Origin of the sequence: Pseudomonas sp. SBT1-2 (genome assembly GCF_028640875.1) — a bacterium.
GTDB classification, from domain to species: Bacteria; Pseudomonadota; Gammaproteobacteria; order Pseudomonadales; family Pseudomonadaceae; genus Aquipseudomonas; species Aquipseudomonas chlororaphis_I.
The window spans coordinates 15,826-32,157 of the sequence record NZ_JAQZAA010000046.1 but is presented as its reverse complement, the minus strand read 5'-3'; the positions used below and the strand labels follow the sequence as shown (position 1 = coordinate 32,157).

The following is a 16,332-nucleotide window of genomic DNA, read 5'->3' as shown; positions in this document are numbered from 1 at the left end:
TTCTGGTGGCAGAAGAAATTCAGGTTCAGCGGCGCGCGGGTCGCCTGGCGAATGCTCTGCACTTCCTGGCGAATCTGCTCGGGGCTGAGCATGGCGCAGGGCAGGGAGCCCAGCGCGCCGGCCTGGGCGGCGGCGATCACCATGGCCGTAGTGGTGGCGCCGGCCATGGGCGCCTGGATGATCGGCAGCTCGATGCCCAGCAGGTCGAGAATACGGGTGTCAGGCCATTGGCTCATGTTGAATGATGCTCCGACGTCAAGAGATAAGGACGGCAACCCGGGGGGTTGTATCAGGAGATGGACGACCAAGGCCAGTCGACTTTGGCCGGAGCCTGGCGATCCCCTGTAGGAGCGAGCTTGCTCGCGAGACGGGATCAGGGCCGCCACCTGGGCTGCCAGTGATAAGGCTATCGCGGGCAAGCCTCGCTCCTACGGGCAGGGTGTGGCCTACGACGAAAAGAGCGTGGATTTTTCCCGCACGGGCTGGGAAGGTGGGGGCTTTGCAAGCTGAAACTCAAGTTCACGGCCCGGCCAAGGGCCCATCGGGAGGCAGTCATGTTCAAGGGTATTTTGATCGAGAAAGACGACGCCGGTTATCGCGCGGCGCTGCGCGAGATTGACGAAGCGCAGTTGCCCGAGGGCAATGTGACGGTGCGGGTGGCCTACAGCACCCTGAACTTCAAGGATGGCCTGGCCATCACCGGCAGCAGCCCGGTGGTGCGCAAGTTTCCCATGGTCCCGGGGATCGATCTGGCGGGCATCGTCGAAGACAGCAGCCACCCGGATTACCAGCCCGGCGACCAGGTGTTGCTCAACGGCTGGGGCGTGGGCGAAGGACACTGGGGCGGGCTGGCGCAGAAGGCGCGGCTGGACGGCGACTGGCTGATTCCCTTGCCCCAGGCGTTCAGCGCGGCCGAGGCCATGGCCATCGGCACGGCCGGGTACACGGCGATGCTCAGCATCCTGGCGCTGGAGCGCCACGGCCTGACTCCGAACCAGGGCGAGGTGCTGGTCACCGGGGCCAATGGTGGGGTCGGCAGCTTTGCCATAGCCCTGCTGGCCCGGCTCGGTTATCGGGTGGTGGCATCCACCGGGCGCACTGCCGAGCAGGACTACCTCAAGCGCCTGGGCGCCAGCGAGATCATCGACCGCGCCAGCCTGTCCGCGCCGGGCAAGCCTTTGGCCAAGGAGCGCTGGGCGGCGGTGATCGACTCGGTGGGCAGCCATACCCTGGCCAATGCCTGCGCCAGCACCCAGGCCAACGGCACTGTGGCCGCTTGCGGGCTGGCCCAGGGCATGGACTTCCCGGCGTCGGTAGCGCCCTTCATTCTGCGGGGCGTGACCCTGGTCGGGATCAACAGCGTGACCCAGCCCAAGGCCCGGCGCATCGAGGCCTGGCAGCGCCTGGCGCGTAATCTGGACCCGGCCCTGTTGCCGTTGATCAGCCATGAGATCGGCCTCAGCGAAGCCATCGCTGCCGCATCGCGCCTGCTGGCCGGCGAGTTGCGCGGGCGCGTGGTGGTGGATGTGAATCGCTGATACCGTGCGCGCCGGTCACCCAGATAAACGCCAGACAGGAGTACGAAGCATGGATGTCAAACTGCGAGAGGTTCAGCCTTTCTGCGTTTCGGGCTTGCAGGTGCGTACCTGCAATGCCGATGAGCAACAAGCGGACAGCGCGCGAATCGGGCCGATGTGGGAGCGGTTTTTTGTCGAAGGCCTGTTCGACAGCATCGGCCACCGGCAGTCGGACTCGTTCATCTACGGCGTGTACTCCAACTACGAGTCCGATGCCTCGGGGCACTTCGATGTCACCGCCGGTGTGGCGGTGGGTGAGGGCAATGCCGACTATCCGCTGGTGCAGGTGCAGGGTGGCGAGTACCTGGCGTTCTCCGCCAAGGGGCCGATGCCGGAGGTGGTGATCCAGACCTGGGGCCTGGTCTGGGCCTACTTCGAGGACAATCCGCAGGTCCGTCGGCGCTTCGCCACGGACTTCGAGGTGTACACCGGGCCGGAATCGGTGTCGGTGTACATCGGCATTCAAGCCTCGGACGAGCCCTCGCGCTCGAGCAACTGACGCTTGCGCTCCACGCCCCAGCGGTAGCCGGACAGGTGGCCGTCGCTGCGCACCACCCGGTGGCAAGGGATCGCCACCGCCAGGCTGTTGGCGCCACAGGCCTGGGCCACGGCGCGAAAGGATTTCGGCGCGCCGATCCGCTGGGCGATCTCGGCGTAGCTGGCGGTGCTGCCCGGCGGAATCTCCTTGAGGGCCAGCCACACCCGCTCCTGGAAGGCCGTGCCTTGCAGGTCCAGCGGCAGGTCGAGGCCAATGGCCGGTGCTTCGATAAACCCCACCACCTTGGCCACCAGTTGCTCGAAGTCCTGGTCGGCGCCGATCAGGTTGGCCCGCGGGAATTTGTCCTGCAGGTCCTGCACCAGGGCATTGGGGTCGTCGCCCAGCAGGATCGCGCAGACCCCACGATTGCTCTGGGCGACCAGGATCGCCCCCAGGGAGCACTGGCCGACGGCGAAGCGGATATCGGCGTTCAGGCCGCCGGCGCGGTAGTCGCTGGGTTTCATGCCGAGCAACTGGTCGGCGGTTTCATAGAAGCGGCTGTTGGAGTTGAAGCCTGCGTCGTACAGCGCGTCGGTCACCGAATGGCCGTGCTCCAGCTGGCGCCGCACCCGCCGCGAACGGTGGGCGCTGGCGTAGCCTTTGGGGGTCAGCCCGGTGGCGGCCTTGAACACCCGGTGAAAGTGGAAACTGCTCATGCCGGCTTGCTCGGCCAGCTGTTTCAGGCTGGGCGGTGCTTCGGCCGACTCGATCTGCCGGCATGCGGCCGCTACCAGGCTGGCATGCTGCGCGGCTACCTGGGTCTGGTCGCTGGCGCTGCGTTTGCTCGGCCGGTAACCGGCGGCCTCGGCTTGTTCCGCGGTGTCGAAGAACTCGACGTTCTCCGGCCGGGGCAGGCGCGACAGGCTGCTGGGGCGGCAGTAGACCCCGGTGGTTTTCACCCCATAGACGAACTGGCCATCGGCGCGCGCATCACGGGCCAGGACGGCGAGCCAGCGAGGATCGCTTGCGGTGGTGGGCTTGGGCTGGACCATGGTCATGGACTCTACTCGGTGGCGGTTGTCGCTCAGATTAACCAAGGGCAGGGGGCCTGGCACTCCGAGTCTTGCGCTTGAATTCCCGCGGGATCAAGCGGCCCGGCGAAAGGTCAGGTTGATGCGCCGTGGGCCCAGCAGCGGGTGCGTGCCGTCCTTGAGCGGCAGCACGCCGTGATAGCGCAGGCGGTCGACGCCGCCCCAGACCACCACATCGCCATGCAGCAGCGGCACCCGCAACGGGCGGTCGCTGCGCCGCTCGCCACCCAGCTGAAACACCGCCGGCAAGCCCAGGGAGACGGAGACGATCGGCGCGTCGTAGTCGCGCTCATCCTTGTCCTGGTGCAGGGACATGCGGGCGCCGGGCACATAGTGATTGATCAGGCAGGCGTCCGGATCGAACCCGGCAAAACCGGCCTGGGTCGCGGCGGCCTGGGCCAGTTCGCGCAACACTTCGGGCATCGCCGGCCAGGGCTGGCCGCTCTGCGGATCGATGGCGGTGTAACGGTAGCCGCTGCGGTCGGTGGTCCAGCCCAGCTCGCCGCAACTGCTCAGGCCGACCGACATGGTGAAGCCGCCCGGCGTGACCATCTGCCGGAACGGCGCGGCCCGCAGTACGTCACGCAGGGCTGGCAGCAGGCGCTCGACCCAGGGCAGGGCGAAGCCACGGAACACGAAGGACTGCGGGCCGACCTGTTCGGTGCGGGGCGCCTGTTGCAGTTCGGGTTCGCCGAACAGCTCGGCGGTGAAGTTAGCGTTACTGGGCATCGTGGAAGATCACTCCTAGCGTATGGCGGCGGCCGCTGTGCAGGCGGCTGACGCCATGGCGCAACGTCACCCGGTAATGGCCGCGCACGCCGGGTACCGGACGATGATGCACGGCGAAGATCAGCGCATCACCCTGCTTCAGATCGATGACCTGCGGCCGCGACTGCATGCGCGGGCGCTGTTCGGTGATGACGAATTCGCCGCCGCTGAAGTCGGCGCCGGGGCGTGACAGCAGGATTGCGACCTGCAAGGGGAATACGTTGTCGCCATACAAGTCCTGGTGCAGGCAGTTGTAATCCTGCGGGCCATATTGCAGCAACAAGGGCGTCGGCCGCTGCTGACCGGCGGCGTGGCAGCGCTGGAGAAAGTCTTCGTGCCGGGGCGGATATTGCACGGGGATATTCATCAGCTGGTTCCAGCGGTTGGCCAGCGGCACCAGGTGCGGATAGAACTGGCCGCGCAGTTCGGCGACCAGCTTCGGCAAGGGGTAGGCGAAATACTGGTATTCGCCGCGGCCGAAACCGTGCCTGGCCATGACCACTCGCGAACGAAACAATGTGCTGCGCGGATACAAACTGCTGAGCTCATGACATTCATCGGCGCTGAGCAGGTTGCCGATCACTGTGCTGCCGTCCTGATCGAGCTGCCGCTCGATCGAGGGCCAGTCCAGGCAGGCAAGACGTTGTGCGAGGGCGGGGGCGGACATCCTGGCGTTCCTGAGGCAGAGGCTGATATCCGCCAGTCTAGGAAGCGCGCGGGCCGCTCACACTCCGCTGCTTGCGCTCGAATTCGTCACAGAAGCAGGGGCTTACAGCGCCTTGCTCACGCTGACGTCGCTGATGACGTCGTCGGTCTGGCCGTGCAGGGCTTCCAGTGCGGCCTTGGCTTCTTCCTGGGTGCCGCTTTCCAGCTGGGCGAACTCGAAACGGCGTTCGCCGTTGAGTTTGTATTTGATGACGTACTTGGTCGTTTGGGCCACGGTGATACCTGTTTGTCGCGGACTGGGGCGGGGTTCAGCGCAGTTTCGAGCTGGACCGGCGGATGATCTTGATCGAATGGGTCAGGTTCGGCTTGCGGGTGACGCTGATGGGCCGGCGGTTGACGGTGTCGATGGTGATGTTCCAGAAGCCGGTGCTCGGTGCGGTGATCTTGGCCGGGAACTTGTCGAACGCGCCGCCATGATAAGTGTGACGTCCGCCGTTCTTGAAGCTTCGGAAGTTGGCGTCGTTCATCAGGCGGATGTTGCAGACCTGGGAGCATTCGATGACGACGATATCGTCTTCGTTGAGGTGCTCGCGCTGGTGGATAAATTTCATGGGCGCCTCCAGAAGGGCTTTTGCTACAAAATCAAAACGATGGCGCAGTTTATCAGGCCGCGGCCGGCGGCTTTGACAATTTAAAACAGTTATTTGCCGATTATTTAGGATAAATCTGACTGATCCGGAGAAAAATGCCATTTCTGCGGTCGGACGGTCTTTATCGGAGGAAATGTATGAAGTGGGGTGTGTTGATTCTGGCCTTGGCGATCAGTGGTTGTGCGACAGTCTCGGACATTAACCAGACACTGCCCACCCTGAACGTGATTTCAGGGAAAAAGCCGCAGGAGTACGCCAAGTGCGTCAGCGACAAACTGGCTGACAGCCGTGGCCAGTTGCAGGTCGAACCGCATAAGGACGGTATGCGCGTTATCGTTCCGCAGAAACTGTCGGCAGGGCCGACCGCGGTGTTCGATATCGAGGAGCGTTCCGGCGGCAGCAGCATCAAGCTGCATGAAAGCATGTCCAATGTGCCCATGCGTCCGGGCGATATCCGCAAGGCGGCGGAGGACTGCATTTCCGGCTAATCGCCGAGGGATTTTTCAAGAGCCCGCCCTGGCCCGGATTTCCGTGGCGAGGGCGGGCTTTTTTGTGCCCGGTGACAAGGCAGGCTCGGTGGGTTTCGCGTTGTAGCCAAAGGTCTATTGGCCTACTCTTTGTAGGCTTATATAAAATAAGCCTAAGGATATAACTAGAAAAATGGAGTTCGCCATGATCCCCATGGATCGAATACTGCTGAGCAGCCTGATGCTGTTTTTTGTCGCCAGTGCCCAGGCCGTGGATGGGCAGAAAGTGTTTACCCAGGGTGGAGCGCAGCCCGGCGCCACGGCCTGCCTGGCCTGTCACGGTGGTGATGGCCTGGGTTTGGCAGCCGCCGGATTTCCACGTCTGGCGGGATTGTCGGCGGGTTACCTGCGCAAGCAGCTGGAAGATTTTCGCAGCGGTGCGCGCAGCAATCCGGTCATGCAGCCACTGGCCAAGGCCCTGAGCGATGACGAGATAGACGCGGTCAGCCAGACCCTGGCGGCCATGCCGGCTGTGACGCCAGCGCCGATCAACCGCAGCGCCATGGCCGAGGGGGTCGGTGCAAGGCTGGCCCTGCGTGGCGCCTGGGAGCGGCAGGTTCCGGAGTGCGTGATTTGCCATGGACCGGGTGGCGTGGGTGCCGGAGACGCCTTTCCGCCGTTGGCCGGGCAGCCCGCGGCTTATCTGATCGGGCAGTTGAATGCCTGGCGCGACGGCACGCGCCGCAACGACCCGAACGATCTGATGGGACACATCGCCAAGGCCCTGAGCCCCGAGGAAATCACGGCGGTGGCCGACTACTTTGCCAAGGTCGGCAGCCTGTCCGCCAAGGCCGATAACCAGGAGCCCAAGCCATGAGCCGTGATCTTCTATTGGGCTTTTCCCTCGTCTTGCTGGCGACCCAGGTTCATGGCGCCGCGGTCACCATGGAAGACCAATCACAGTTGCGGGAGCCGGCAGCGAGTGCTGTCCATCCCCAGTATTTCCAGCCACCAGCAGAGAGCGAACTGCCAGACAATGCCTACGGCAAGATGGTCCGCGACGGTTATGCGCTGTTCGTCGATACCAAACGCCTGGCGCCGAAGTTCGTCGGTAATGGGCTCAATTGCAGCAATTGCCACCTGGATCAGGGGCGGCTGGCCAACTCCGCGCCGCTGTGGGGCGCCTATCCGATGTACCCGGCGTATCGCAAGAAGAACAACAAGGTGAACACCTACGCCGAGCGCTTGCAGGGCTGCTTCCAGTTCAGCATGAACGGCACGCCGCCGGCTGCCGACAGCTACGAGATCTCCGCGTTGTCGGTGTACTCCTATTGGCTGGCGAGCAAGGCACCGATCGGTGTCGAGTTGCCCGGGCGTGGTTATCCCGAGGTGCCGCAACCGGCCCAGGGCTACGACCTGGCCCGTGGCGAGCAGGTGTACCGGGCGCAATGCGCGGTCTGCCATGGCGATAACGGTCAGGGCCAGAAGGTCGGCGCCGACTATGTCATGCCGCCGCTCTGGGGCAAGGACTCGTACAACTGGGGCGCTGGCATGCACCGGATCAACACCGCCGCGTCCTTTATCAAATACAACATGCCCCTGGGCAAGGCCGGCAGCCTGAGCGACCAGCAGGCCTGGGACGTGGCGGCGTTCGTCAATCGCCATGAGCGGCCGCAGGATCCGCGGCTGGTGGAGGGCTCGATCGAGAAGACCCGGCTCAAGTTCCACGCCAACGACGGGGTCAATCTGTATGGCCAGACGGTAGATGGCGTGCTGATTGGCCAGGGCATCCGATAAACTGTCGGCCATTGTCAAAGATGCCGTCGAAACCCAGGTTTCGGCGGCATCGTTTTTTGGGAGAAAGCATGAAGCGCGAAACAGTCCGGGAGAGGCATGCAGAGGGGCATATCTCTGCGACCCATGTGATTCAGAATCCGGCGAATTCCGGGGAATGGATCGTGTTCTTCAAGAAAAGCGCGGGGCGCAGCTATTTTCTTGTGGATGATAACGATGAAGTCGAGTCATTCGACCGGCTGGACGACCTGATCGAAACCATTCGTAACCTGGGCATCAAGTTTGCCGAGATTCATATGTAGGCCGGGTGTCTGTTACTTGCAGACCACTACGACACTGCGGCTTTTGTAGTTGCCGACATCCGCCCCCAGGGTCTTGTCGCTTTCCTTGAGTGACGGCGTGCCGTCGGTGCCGATGATCCGATAGCCGGTGCCGGCACAGGAGGCGTCGGCCTTTTCATAGCAGCTGGCCCAGGAGCTGGCCTCGCCGGAGCAATCGATGCTCAGGCCTTGTTCGCCGTTTTCCAGGTAGGTATCGGAAACGGTGGCGCATCCGCTCAGGGCCAGTACCGCAGTCAGTGCCAGAAGTTTGTGCATGGGTGTGGTCGTCGTCGAGAAGTTTGAGCCCCGGGGGAGGGCTGGACACCCTTGGCGAGCGTCTGGGACGAGATGCTATAGCGAACCGCCACTGCGGTACAGATCGGCATGAAAAAGCCCTGCGCGGGGCAGGGCTCTTCGGTGCGGGGACAGTCTCAGGACTTGGGGCTGCGACGCGCCGAGGCGTGGCCGGCCGAATCCTCGAACACCGATGCCACTTCGACTGCCATCGCCTCGCTGGCGAAAGGCCCGGCGACGTTCTCGCCCTGGGCACTGACCAGCCACCACTGGCCATCTTTCAACTGTTTGATCTGGTAACCGTTTACGCTTTTTGTTGCCGACATCTATCTGCCTCGTTGGCGGGGTTCAAGGGCGCCATGATAGCGGGAAACGAGCCGCTGCAAGAGTGCGGACGAGGGTTCAAACGCAGAAAATCAAGGCTTTGCGGCCAGATGGCGGTTTACGGCGCGGGCTATCTGTACGATGCTGCGCAGCTATGTTCGCAGCCAGTGCGGAACTATCCGCGGCAATATTTCTCTTAGATGGCAGCGGTTAGCCAGCGCGGCCCATTGTAAGGTGCACGCGGCCTGATTAGACTGCGCCGAAATTCGTACGTACAGCCCTTTTAAGGACTCATATGATCAAGAAATGCTTGTTCCCAGCAGCCGGTTACGGTACTCGCTTCCTGCCAGCGACTAAAGCCATGCCCAAAGAAATGCTGCCGGTGGTGAACAAGCCACTGATCCAGTACGGCGTTGAAGAAGCACTGGACGCCGGCCTGAACGAAATCTCCATCGTCACCGGTCGCGGCAAGCGCGCCCTGGAAGACCACTTCGACATCAGCTACGAGCTGGAAAACCAGATCAAGGGCACCGACAAGGAAAAATACCTGGTCGGCATCCGCAAGCTGCTGGACGAGTGCTCGTTCTCCTACACCCGCCAGACCGAGATGAAAGGCCTGGGCCACGCGATCCTGACCGGCCGTCCACTGATCGGCGACGAGCCGTTCGCCGTGGTCCTGGCGGACGACCTGTGCGTGAACCTGGAAGGCGACGGCGTCCTGACCCAGATGGTCAAGCTGTACAAGCAGTATCGCTGCACCATCGTCGCGATCCAGGAAGTCGACCCGCAGGAAACCAACAAGTACGGGGTGATCGCCGGTGACCTGATCGGTGACGACCTCTACCGCGTGCGCAACATGGTCGAGAAGCCGAAGCCGGAAGACGCTCCGTCGAACCTGGCGATCATCGGTCGTTACATCCTGACCCCGGACATCTTCAGCCTGATCGAACAGACCGAGCCAGGCAAAGGCGGCGAGATCCAGATCACTGACGCCCTGATGAAGCAGGCGCAGGACGGTTGTGTGATTGCCTACAAGTTCAAGGGCAAGCGTTTCGACTGCGGTGGCGCCGAAGGCTACATCGAAGCGACCAACTTCTGCTTCGAACACTTCTACAAGACCGGCAAGGCTTACTGATAGCCCGCTTGGTCCTTGTACTGAAAAGCCACCTTCGGGTGGCTTTTTCGTTTTATGCCCCTATGTAAATCCTCTAGCGCTGACCGCATGCGCATCTGCGGTTATGCTGTCAGCCTGCCTGGGAGAGTGAAATGGCCTACGATTTTGATCTTTATGTAATTGGCGCCGGTTCCGGCGGTGTGCGTTCGGCGCGGTTCGCCGCGGGTTTTGGCGCGAAAGTCGCGGTCGCCGAAAGCCGCTATCTGGGCGGTACCTGTGTCAACGTCGGCTGCGTGCCGAAAAAACTGCTGGTGTACGGCGCCCACTTCGCCGAGGACTTCGAACAGTCCGCAGGCTTCGGCTGGAGCCTGGGAGAGGCCGATTTCGACTGGGCCAGGCTGATCGCCAACAAGGATCGCGAGATCAATCGCCTGAACGGCATCTATCGCAATCTGCTGGTCAACAGCGGCGTGACCCTGCATGAGGGCCACGCCAAGCTGATCGACCCGCATCAGGTGGAGGTCAATGGCCAGCGCTACAGCGCCAAGCACATCCTGATCGCCACCGGCGGCTGGCCGCAGATCCCGGATATTCCGGGGCGCGAACACGCCATCAGCTCCAACGAGGCGTTTTTCCTCAAGGAACTGCCCAAGCGCATCCTGGTGGTGGGCGGCGGTTATATCGCGGTGGAATTCGCCGGGATCTTCCACGGCCTGGGCGCGGACACCAAGCTGCTGTATCGCGGCGAGCTGTTCCTGCGTGGCTTCGATGGTGCGGTGCGCAAGCACTTGCAGGAAGAACTGACCAAGCGTGGGCTCGACCTGCAGTTCAATGCCGATATCGAACGTATCGAAAAGCAGGCCGATGGCAGCCTGAAGGTCACCCTCAAGGATGGTCGCGAGCTGGCCACCGATTGTGTGTTCTACGCCACCGGCCGGCGGCCGATGCTCGACAACCTGGGGCTGGAAAATACCGGGGTGAAGCTCGACAAGCGTGGCTTCATCGAGGTCGATGAGCAGTACCAGAGTGCCGAGCCGTCGATCCTGGCGATTGGCGACGTGATCGGGCGTGTGCAGTTGACGCCGGTGGCCCTGGCCGAAGGCATGGCCGTGGCGCGGCGTCTGTTCAAGCCGGAGCAGTATCGTCCGGTGGACTACAACATGATCCCGACCGCGGTGTTCAGCCTGCCGAATATCGGCACCGTCGGCCTGACCGAAGAGCAGGCGCGTGAAACCGGGCACAAGGTGCAGATTTTCGAAAGCCGCTTCCGGCCAATGAAACTGACCCTGACCGAGTGCCAGGAGCGCACGCTGATGAAGCTGGTGGTGGATGCCGACACCGACAAGGTACTGGGCTGCCATATGGTCGGCCCGGACGCTGGCGAGATCGTCCAGGGCCTGGCGATTGCCTTGAAGGCCGGCGCCACCAAGCGTGACTTCGACGAAACCATCGGGGTGCACCCGACGGCCGCCGAAGAGTTCGTCACCATGCGCACGCCGGTCGCCGGTTAAGCCTGTTCTGGCGGCTCCGGCCGCTGTTCTTCTGTTGCTGGCTGCGCCTCGGCCTTTGCGGCGGTAGCCAGTTGCAGGGCCTCCAGGCTGGCCTCGGCCTTGGCGGCGCGCAGTTCCAGTTGTCGATTATCCTGTAGCTGCCGCTCCAGGTTCTGCTTGAACTCATGACTCTCCAGCAAGGCGACGCGCAGGCGTTCCTGGAGGAGGGTGTGTTCGCTGTTCAGGCGGCTGGATTGCTCCATCAACTGGCCAAGCTTGCTGTCGGTCTTCTGTGCCTGCTCCTGCGCCTGGCGCAGCTCCTTCTGGGTGGCGCGCTGCTCGCTGGTCAGGCGTTCGTTGTCGCGGTGCAACTGGGTGATCTCGTCCTGGCGCACCAGGGCGCTTTGCTGGGCCTGGCGCAGTTCCTGCTGGACCTGTTGCAACTGGCCTTCATGACGGCGCTGATCCTGTTCGCGCTGCTCCTTGACCGCGCTGCGGTAGTGCTCGAGGGCGTCCCGGGCATGCAGGTGCTTTTCTTCCAGCGAGCGAATCTGCTCGTCCTTGTCTTTCAGGCGCAACTCGAAGTCGGCCAGGGCCTGGTTCAGCCCGGCATTGCGCGTCTGTTCGCTCTGCAGCATGGAGCGGGTCTCCTGCAGCAGCGCGCTTTCGCTGGCCAGGGCTGACGCCTGGGTCTGCAGTTGTTGCCGAAGTTGGGCCTGTGCCTGCTCGGCTGTGGCCTGCTGCGCCACCAGCTCCCGATTCATTTCCTCCACCTGTGCCTGGGCCTGCTCCACAGGCTCCTGGGCTTGTTCGCGCAGGCGTTGGGCCATGCGCTGGACCAGTTCCGTCAGCTCTTCTTCCAGGGCTTCCTGGGGCGCGGCGCGGCGGGCTTCGCTCTGCTCCAGCTCCTTCAGGTAGCGGTGGATGGTGGTCTTCGAGCCGGTATTGCCCATTTCGATGCGCACCGCATCGATGCTGGGGTGTTCGCCGCGGGCGAGGATTGCCGAACGGGCGATTTGCACCACCGCCTTGTTAACGCCGCCACGAGCCATGGGATCTCCTACGATTACGTACTTTTTTACGTGGTATGTATAAAGTGTAATTGTACAATAAAAACAAAGATAAATATTCGAATTATTGACATGGGATATACTGGTATTACCCCGTGTCATAGCTAGATCGCCCTGTTTCAGCCCGCCATTTCCGTACCGCAACACGAGTCGAGCAAGCCATGAGTGAACTGGATCGTTACCTGCACGCCGCGACCCGCGACAACACCCGGCGTAGTTACCGGGCAGCCATCGAGCATTTCGAGGTGACCTGGGGCGGGTTTCTGCCGGCGACCAGCGACAGCGTGGCGCGTTATCTGGTGGCGTACGCGGGGGAGCTGTCGATCAACACCCTGAAGCTGCGGCTCTCGGCCCTGGCGCAGTGGCACAACAGCCAGGGTTTCGTCGACCCGACCAAGGCGCCAGTGGTGCGCCAGGTGTTCAAGGGCATTCGCGCGCTGCACCCGGCCCAGGAGAAACAGGCCGAACCCTTGCAGTTGCAGCATCTGGAGCAGGTAATCGCCTGGCTGGAGCAGGAGGCCAGCCAGGCCCGGCTCGATGACAATCAACCGGCCCTGCTGCGCGCGCGGCGTGACAGCGCGCTGATTCTCCTGGGGTTCTGGCGCGGCTTTCGCAGCGATGAGCTGTGCCGGCTACGGATCGAGCATGTGCAGGCGGTGGCGGGTTCCGGCATCAGCCTGTATCTGCCCCGCAGCAAGAGCGACCGCGACAACCTCGGCAAGACCTGGCACACCCCGGCGCTGCGCCGGCTGTGCCCGGTCCAGGCCTATATCGAATGGATCAACGCCGCCGCCCTGGTGCGCGGGCCGGTGTTTCGTGGCATCGACCGCTGGGGCCATCTGAGCGAGGAGGGCCTGCACGCCAACAGTGTGATTCCGTTATTGCGCCAGGCGCTGGAGCGCGCCGGGGTCGCCGCCGAGCAATACACCAGCCACTCCTTGCGCCGCGGCTTTGCCACCTGGGCCCATCGCAGTGGCTGGGACCTCAAGTCGCTGATGAGCTATGTCGGCTGGAAGGACATCAAGTCGGCCATGCGCTACGTCGAAGCCAGTCCGTTTCTCGGCATGGCCCTGACCCAGGAAAAGCCGGTTGGCGAGTAAATACGCATTTCTTCTATTAATACTGCACGCTAATAGCCAAACCTAATCAGCAGCATCAGCTTTGCCAATGAGCCTCGGCTGGGATCATTGGTTAGGATTCTCCCCATCAAGTTTTCAACCCAAGTTTTTACCCACTGATGGAGAATCACCGATGCCTATCATCAACAGCCAAGTCAAACCGTTCAAAGCAACCGCTTTCAAAAATGGCGAGTTCATCGAAGTGTCGGACGCCACTCTGAAAGGCAAATGGTCCGTCGTGTTCTTCTACCCGGCCGACTTCACCTTCGTTTGCCCAACCGAGCTGGAAGACCTGGCAGACAACTACGCCGAATTCCAGAAACTGGGCGTGGAAATCTACAGCGTTTCGACTGACACCCACTTTGCCCATGCCGCCTGGCACAACACTTCGCCAGCCATCGGCAAGATCCGCTACACCATGATCGGCGACCCGACCCTGGCCATCTCCCGCAACTTCGACGTGCTGATCGAAGAAGCCGGTCTGGCTGACCGTGGCACCTTCGTGATCAACCCGGAAGGCCAGATCAAGATCGTTGAAATCAACGACGGCGGTGTCGGCCGTGACGCTTCCGAGCTGCTGCGCAAGATCAAGGCCGCTCAATACGTCGCTGCCCATCCAGGCGAAGTCTGCCCAGCCAAGTGGAAAGAAGGCGAGGCTACCCTGGCTCCTTCCCTGGACCTGGTCGGCAAGATCTAAGCCTGTGACTCGCTACAGCAGGGCGGACCGCCGCACCTAAGTCAGCTGCACCGCCCTCAAGAACGCCCGGGCGAGATTCGCTCGGGCGTTTTTTTTCGATCTGAATAAAAGGAAATCGCCCGTATGTTGGACGCCAATCTTAAAGCCCAGTTGAAGTCATACCTGGAACGGGTCACCCAGCCGATCGAGATCGTTGCCTCTCTCGACGACGGTGCGAAATCCCAGGAAATGCTCGAATTGCTGAAAGACGTTGCCAGTCTTTCCAGCCAGATTACCTTGCTCGACAACGGTAACGATGCACGTAAACCATCGTTCTCGATCAATCGCCCGGGTGCCGACATCAGCCTGCGTTTCGCCGGCATCCCCATGGGCCACGAATTCACTTCCCTGGTGCTGGCCTTGCTGCAAGTCGGCGGCCACCCCTCGAAAGCCAGTGTCGAAGTGATCGAACAGATCCGCGCCCTCAAAGGCGAGTTCAACTTCGAGACTTACTTCTCGCTGTCCTGCCAGAACTGCCCGGACGTGGTTCAGGCGCTGAACCTGATGGCGGTGCTGAACCCGAACATCCGCCACGTCGCCATCGACGGCGCGTTGTTCCAGGACGAAGTCAACGATCGCAAGATCATGGCGGTCCCCAGTGTCTACCTCAATGGCGTGAACTTCGGCCAGGGCCGCATGGGCCTGGAAGAAATCCTCGGCAAGCTCGACACCGGCGCCATCGAGAAGCAGGCGGAAAAAATCAGCGCCAAGGACGCCTTCGATGTCCTGGTGGTCGGCGGTGGCCCGGCCGGTGCGTCGGCGGCGATCTACGCGGCCCGCAAAGGCATCCGCACCGGTGTCGCGGCCGAGCGTTTCGGCGGCCAGGTGCTGGACACCATGGCGATCGAGAACTTCGTCTCGGTCCAGGAAACCGAAGGGCCGAAACTGGCCAGCGCCCTGGAAGAGCACGTTCGTCAATACGACGTCGACATCATGAACCTGCAGCGCGCCAGCGCGCTGGTGCCGGCCAAGGAAGTCGGCGGCCTGCACGAAGTGCGTTTCGAAAGCGGCGCGAGCCTGAAGGCCAAGTCGCTGATCCTGGCCACCGGTGCCCGCTGGCGCGAGATGGGGGTGCCCGGCGAGCAGGAATACAAGGCCAAGGGTGTGTGCTTCTGCCCGCACTGCGACGGGCCGCTGTTCAAGGGCAAGCGTGTGGCGGTGATCGGTGGCGGCAACTCCGGCGTCGAAGCGGCCATCGACCTGGCGGGTATCGTCAGCCACGTGACCCTGCTGGAGTTCGACAGCAAGCTGCGCGCCGACGCCGTGCTGCAACGCAAGCTGTACAGCCTGGCGAACGTCAAGGTGATCACCAGCGCGCTGACCAGCGAAGTCAAGGGTGACGGCCAGAAAGTCACCGGCCTGGTGTACAAGGACCGCGATTCGGGCGAGTTCAACACCGTCGACCTGGAAGGGATCTTCGTGCAGATCGGTCTGCTGCCGAACACCGACTGGCTCAAGGGCACTGTCGAGCTGTCGCCCCGTGGCGAGATCATTGTCGATGCCCGTGGCGAGACTTCGCTGCCCGGCGTGTTTGCCGCCGGTGACGTGACCACCGTGCCGTACAAGCAGATCGTGATCGCGGTAGGCGAGGGCGCCAAGGCCTCGCTGAGTGCCTTCGACCACCTGATCCGCACCTCCGCGCCGGCCTGAGTCGACAGCGGAAAAAACAAAACCCCATGAGCCTTGGTTCATGGGGTTTTTTGTTGGTACCCGTCGCTTCTGTAGGAGCGAAGCTTGCTCGCGATCAACGATAACGCGGTGAGTCAGGCAAACCGCGTTGTGCCTATCGCGGGCAATACCGGTGGGTTACAGCGGCGCTGGCTGGATGATCTCAACCCAGTAGCCGTCCGGGTCCTTGATAAAGGCCAGGCTCTTCATGCGGCCGTCGTTCAGGCGCTTCTGGAAATCGCAGCCCAGGGCTTCGAAACGTTCGCAGGCGGCGACGATATCCGGCACCGAAATGCAGATGTGGCCAAAGCCGCGCGGGTCGGTGTTGCCGTTGTGATAGGCGAAGTCCGCGTCGTTCTCGGTGCCGTGGTTGTGGGTCAGCTCGAGGATGCCGGGGATCGATTTCATCCATTCGGTACGGGCCGCGGCGTCGGCCGGGATCTGCGCCTTGTCCACTAGGGCGAGGAAGTACAGGCTGAATTCGGCTTCGGGGAAGTCGCGTTTTTCCACCAGAGAGAAGCCCAGGACGCGGGTGTAGAAGTCCAGGGATTTAGTGATGTCCTTGACCCGCAACATGGTGTGGTTGAACACAAAGTTGGTAGTGGCGGTGTCAGGCTGGGCAGTCACGCCGGGGAAAGTATTGAGTTCGTGCAGGCTCATGGGCCCTCCGGAAAAGAAGTGGGGCAAACGGCGCTCGCGCTGACGAG

At 62.5% G+C, this 16,332-nt stretch carries 21 protein-coding genes; 11 read left to right on the top strand and 10 right to left on the bottom strand.

Annotated elements, in window-relative coordinates:
- A partial coding sequence (locus tag PVZ78_RS04855) for a nitronate monooxygenase (protein WP_273828300.1) occupies window positions 1-236 on the bottom strand: 236 nt, incomplete at its 3' end.
- A 318-nt stretch (window positions 237-554) separates the two neighbouring features.
- Between PVZ78_RS04855 and acuI the strand changes: the two genes are divergently transcribed.
- Both acuI and PVZ78_RS04845 read left to right on the top strand, forming a co-directional pair.
- On the top strand, window positions 555-1,538 hold the full coding sequence (gene acuI, locus PVZ78_RS04850) for an acrylyl-CoA reductase (NADPH) (protein WP_028682527.1): 984 nt from the start codon (window positions 555-557) through the stop codon (window positions 1,536-1,538).
- A 49-nt stretch (window positions 1,539-1,587) separates the two neighbouring features.
- The gene (locus tag PVZ78_RS04845) at window positions 1,588-2,076 is read left to right on the top strand and encodes a GyrI-like domain-containing protein (RefSeq protein WP_101282645.1); all 489 of its coding nucleotides are present in this window, start codon (window positions 1,588-1,590) and stop codon (window positions 2,074-2,076) included.
- Here the strand turns inward: PVZ78_RS04845 and ada are convergent.
- From ada to PVZ78_RS04820, 5 genes are all read right to left on the bottom strand, one after another.
- Window positions 2,040-3,113 (bottom strand): bifunctional DNA-binding transcriptional regulator/O6-methylguanine-DNA methyltransferase Ada, encoded by a 1,074-nt coding sequence (gene ada, locus PVZ78_RS04840; RefSeq protein WP_151264233.1) that lies wholly within the window; start codon window positions 3,111-3,113, stop codon window positions 2,040-2,042. The genes PVZ78_RS04845 and ada overlap by 37 nt on opposite strands.
- Window positions 3,114-3,200: 87 nt before the next feature.
- Complete coding sequence (alkB, locus tag PVZ78_RS04835; protein ID WP_103331556.1) at window positions 3,201-3,875, bottom strand: DNA oxidative demethylase AlkB; 675 nt, start codon at window positions 3,873-3,875, stop codon at window positions 3,201-3,203.
- Window positions 3,865-4,581, bottom strand: coding sequence for a 2OG-Fe(II) oxygenase (locus tag PVZ78_RS04830; RefSeq protein ID WP_135006670.1), 717 nt, complete (start codon window positions 4,579-4,581; stop codon window positions 3,865-3,867). Before PVZ78_RS04830 ends, alkB begins: the two co-directional genes overlap by 11 nt.
- Window positions 4,582-4,683: 102 nt before the next feature.
- Window positions 4,684-4,854 carry a hypothetical protein gene (locus PVZ78_RS04825; RefSeq protein ID WP_007921734.1) on the bottom strand — a complete coding sequence of 57 codons (171 nt, stop codon included), beginning with the start codon at window positions 4,852-4,854 and terminating at the stop codon, window positions 4,684-4,686.
- Window positions 4,855-4,888: 34 nt separating this feature from the next.
- Entirely contained in the window at window positions 4,889-5,191 is a 303-nt protein-coding gene (locus PVZ78_RS04820) for a DUF1883 domain-containing protein (RefSeq protein ID WP_007921735.1), read from the bottom strand.
- A 176-nt stretch (window positions 5,192-5,367) separates the two neighbouring features.
- Here PVZ78_RS04820 and PVZ78_RS04815 point away from each other — a divergent pair, with 176 nt between their 5' ends.
- The 4 genes from PVZ78_RS04815 (at window position 5,368) to PVZ78_RS04800 (ending at window position 7,793) form a co-directional block, all read left to right on the top strand.
- Complete coding sequence (locus PVZ78_RS04815; RefSeq protein ID WP_009049346.1) at window positions 5,368-5,718, top strand: hypothetical protein; 351 nt, start codon at window positions 5,368-5,370, stop codon at window positions 5,716-5,718.
- Between the two features lie 184 nt (window positions 5,719-5,902).
- A complete protein-coding gene (locus PVZ78_RS04810) occupies window positions 5,903-6,574 on the top strand; it encodes a c-type cytochrome (protein WP_273828299.1) in 672 nt (223 codons plus the stop codon).
- On the top strand, window positions 6,571-7,494 hold the full coding sequence (locus tag PVZ78_RS04805) for a c-type cytochrome (RefSeq protein WP_110176490.1): 924 nt from the start codon (window positions 6,571-6,573) through the stop codon (window positions 7,492-7,494). The genes PVZ78_RS04810 and PVZ78_RS04805 overlap by 4 nt, the downstream gene beginning before the upstream one ends.
- A 68-nt stretch (window positions 7,495-7,562) precedes the next feature.
- Window positions 7,563-7,793: a hypothetical protein gene (locus PVZ78_RS04800; RefSeq protein WP_007921740.1), complete on the top strand. Its 231-nt coding sequence runs from the start codon at window positions 7,563-7,565 to the stop codon at window positions 7,791-7,793.
- Between the two features lie 12 nt (window positions 7,794-7,805).
- Here the strand turns inward: PVZ78_RS04800 and PVZ78_RS04795 are convergent, their stop codons facing one another.
- Window positions 7,806-8,087, bottom strand: coding sequence for a hypothetical protein (locus PVZ78_RS04795; RefSeq protein WP_007921741.1), 282 nt, complete (start codon window positions 8,085-8,087; stop codon window positions 7,806-7,808).
- Between the two features lie 155 nt (window positions 8,088-8,242).
- The gene (locus tag PVZ78_RS04790) at window positions 8,243-8,431 is read right to left on the bottom strand and encodes a hypothetical protein (RefSeq protein WP_007921742.1); all 189 of its coding nucleotides are present in this window, start codon (window positions 8,429-8,431) and stop codon (window positions 8,243-8,245) included.
- A gap of 293 nt (window positions 8,432-8,724) precedes the next feature.
- Between PVZ78_RS04790 and galU the strand changes: the two genes are divergently transcribed.
- Together galU and gorA are read left to right on the top strand one after the other, a co-directional pair.
- A complete protein-coding gene (galU, locus tag PVZ78_RS04785) occupies window positions 8,725-9,564 on the top strand; it encodes a UTP--glucose-1-phosphate uridylyltransferase GalU (RefSeq protein ID WP_009049342.1) in 840 nt (279 codons plus the stop codon).
- A gap of 131 nt (window positions 9,565-9,695) precedes the next feature.
- Complete coding sequence (gene gorA, locus PVZ78_RS04780) at window positions 9,696-11,054, top strand: glutathione-disulfide reductase (RefSeq protein WP_273828298.1); 1,359 nt, start codon at window positions 9,696-9,698, stop codon at window positions 11,052-11,054.
- Here the strand turns inward: gorA and PVZ78_RS04775 are convergent.
- Window positions 11,051-12,085: a DNA-binding protein gene (locus tag PVZ78_RS04775; RefSeq protein ID WP_124355113.1), complete on the bottom strand. Its 1,035-nt coding sequence runs from the start codon at window positions 12,083-12,085 to the stop codon at window positions 11,051-11,053. The two genes, gorA and PVZ78_RS04775, sit on opposite strands and share 4 nt — an antisense overlap.
- Window positions 12,086-12,264: 179 nt before the next feature.
- Here PVZ78_RS04775 and PVZ78_RS04770 point away from each other — a divergent pair, with 179 nt between their 5' ends.
- The 3 genes from PVZ78_RS04770 to ahpF all read left to right on the top strand — a co-directional run bounded on the left by PVZ78_RS04770 (window position 12,265) and on the right by ahpF (window position 15,607).
- Window positions 12,265-13,203, top strand: coding sequence for a site-specific integrase (locus PVZ78_RS04770; RefSeq protein WP_016702451.1), 939 nt, complete (start codon window positions 12,265-12,267; stop codon window positions 13,201-13,203).
- A 151-nt stretch (window positions 13,204-13,354) separates the two neighbouring features.
- The gene (gene ahpC, locus PVZ78_RS04765) at window positions 13,355-13,918 is read left to right on the top strand and encodes an alkyl hydroperoxide reductase subunit C (protein WP_007921754.1); all 564 of its coding nucleotides are present in this window, start codon (window positions 13,355-13,357) and stop codon (window positions 13,916-13,918) included.
- A gap of 123 nt (window positions 13,919-14,041) precedes the next feature.
- On the top strand, window positions 14,042-15,607 hold the full coding sequence (gene ahpF, locus PVZ78_RS04760) for an alkyl hydroperoxide reductase subunit F (protein WP_009049338.1): 1,566 nt from the start codon (window positions 14,042-14,044) through the stop codon (window positions 15,605-15,607).
- Window positions 15,608-15,763: 156 nt separating this feature from the next.
- Here the strand turns inward: ahpF and gloA are convergent, their stop codons facing one another.
- Window positions 15,764-16,285, bottom strand: coding sequence for a lactoylglutathione lyase (gene gloA / locus PVZ78_RS04755; protein WP_273828297.1), 522 nt, complete (start codon window positions 16,283-16,285; stop codon window positions 15,764-15,766).
- Window positions 16,286-16,332 lie beyond the last annotated feature (47 nt).

Excerpts from the sequence above, each read along its gene's own strand:
- alkB (WP_103331556.1), bottom strand. The coding sequence starts at position 3,875 with ATGCCCAGTAACGCTAACTTCACCGCCGAGCTGTTCGGCGAACCCGAA.
- PVZ78_RS04790 (WP_007921742.1), bottom strand. The coding sequence starts at position 8,431 with ATGTCGGCAACAAAAAGCGTAAACGGTTACCAGATCAAACAGTTGAAA.
- ahpC (WP_007921754.1), top strand. The coding sequence starts at position 13,355 with ATGCCTATCATCAACAGCCAAGTCAAACCGTTCAAAGCAACCGCTTTC.
- PVZ78_RS04810 (WP_273828299.1), top strand. The coding sequence starts at position 5,903 with ATGATCCCCATGGATCGAATACTGCTGAGCAGCCTGATGCTGTTTTTT.
- PVZ78_RS04805 (WP_110176490.1), top strand. The coding sequence starts at position 6,571 with ATGAGCCGTGATCTTCTATTGGGCTTTTCCCTCGTCTTGCTGGCGACC.
- PVZ78_RS04795 (WP_007921741.1), bottom strand. The coding sequence starts at position 8,087 with ATGCACAAACTTCTGGCACTGACTGCGGTACTGGCCCTGAGCGGATGC.
- PVZ78_RS04800 (WP_007921740.1), top strand. The coding sequence starts at position 7,563 with ATGAAGCGCGAAACAGTCCGGGAGAGGCATGCAGAGGGGCATATCTCT.
- PVZ78_RS04770 (WP_016702451.1), top strand. The coding sequence starts at position 12,265 with ATGAGTGAACTGGATCGTTACCTGCACGCCGCGACCCGCGACAACACC.
- PVZ78_RS04815 (WP_009049346.1), top strand. The coding sequence starts at position 5,368 with ATGAAGTGGGGTGTGTTGATTCTGGCCTTGGCGATCAGTGGTTGTGCG.
- galU (WP_009049342.1), top strand. The coding sequence starts at position 8,725 with ATGATCAAGAAATGCTTGTTCCCAGCAGCCGGTTACGGTACTCGCTTC.
- gorA (WP_273828298.1), top strand. The coding sequence starts at position 9,696 with ATGGCCTACGATTTTGATCTTTATGTAATTGGCGCCGGTTCCGGCGGT.
- gloA (WP_273828297.1), bottom strand. The coding sequence starts at position 16,285 with ATGAGCCTGCACGAACTCAATACTTTCCCCGGCGTGACTGCCCAGCCT.
- ahpF (WP_009049338.1), top strand. The coding sequence starts at position 14,042 with ATGTTGGACGCCAATCTTAAAGCCCAGTTGAAGTCATACCTGGAACGG.
- acuI (WP_028682527.1), top strand. The coding sequence starts at position 555 with ATGTTCAAGGGTATTTTGATCGAGAAAGACGACGCCGGTTATCGCGCG.
- PVZ78_RS04775 (WP_124355113.1), bottom strand. The coding sequence starts at position 12,085 with ATGGCTCGTGGCGGCGTTAACAAGGCGGTGGTGCAAATCGCCCGTTCG.
- PVZ78_RS04845 (WP_101282645.1), top strand. The coding sequence starts at position 1,588 with ATGGATGTCAAACTGCGAGAGGTTCAGCCTTTCTGCGTTTCGGGCTTG.
- PVZ78_RS04820 (WP_007921735.1), bottom strand. The coding sequence starts at position 5,191 with ATGAAATTTATCCACCAGCGCGAGCACCTCAACGAAGACGATATCGTC.
- ada (WP_151264233.1), bottom strand. The coding sequence starts at position 3,113 with ATGACCATGGTCCAGCCCAAGCCCACCACCGCAAGCGATCCTCGCTGG.
- PVZ78_RS04830 (WP_135006670.1), bottom strand. The coding sequence starts at position 4,581 with ATGTCCGCCCCCGCCCTCGCACAACGTCTTGCCTGCCTGGACTGGCCC.